The organism is Desulfosporosinus metallidurans (assembly GCF_001936615.1).
GTDB lineage: Bacteria > Bacillota > Desulfitobacteriia > Desulfitobacteriales > Desulfitobacteriaceae > Desulfosporosinus > Desulfosporosinus metallidurans.
On record NZ_MLBF01000202.1, the window covers coordinates 1 to 426 of the forward strand.

General features: G+C 65.0%; 1 protein-coding gene. It reads left to right on the top strand.

Annotated elements, in window-relative coordinates; all coding sequences use genetic code 11:
• Window positions 1-227 (top strand): hypothetical protein (locus tag DSOL_RS26385; protein WP_207649701.1); only part of this gene is annotated, 227 nt, incomplete at its 5' end.
• Window positions 228-426 lie beyond the last annotated feature (199 nt).

The window sequence follows — 426 nt, forward strand, 5'->3', positions numbered from 1 at the left end:
CCTATTTCGCCCAGGGCCGCATCCGCCTGCATCCTTCCCAAAGCACGTTGGTTGAACAGCTGCGGCACTTCCCCAAGGCCGACCATGACGATGGCCCCGACGCCCTGGAAATGCTGTGGCAGGCCGCGACCAAGGGCTTTGCCGCCATGGCCTTTACCCGCGTGCCCAAGGCCGGCGGCCGCAACCTGATTCGCAAAGGACGCCATGACCATGACGACGATGATTGACCGTTTGAAGGCCGCGTTTACCGCCTTCAAGGGCGGGGCCAGGGGCGGGATGCAGACGGCCTCGCTGGGCGCGCTGCACAATGACTAGCATTGCCAGCCTGACCGGCGGGCTGACGCCCAAGCGGCTGGAAGCCCTGCTGCGCGCGGCCGACGATGGCGACATTGTGGGCCAGCATACCCTTTTTGCCGAGATCGAAGA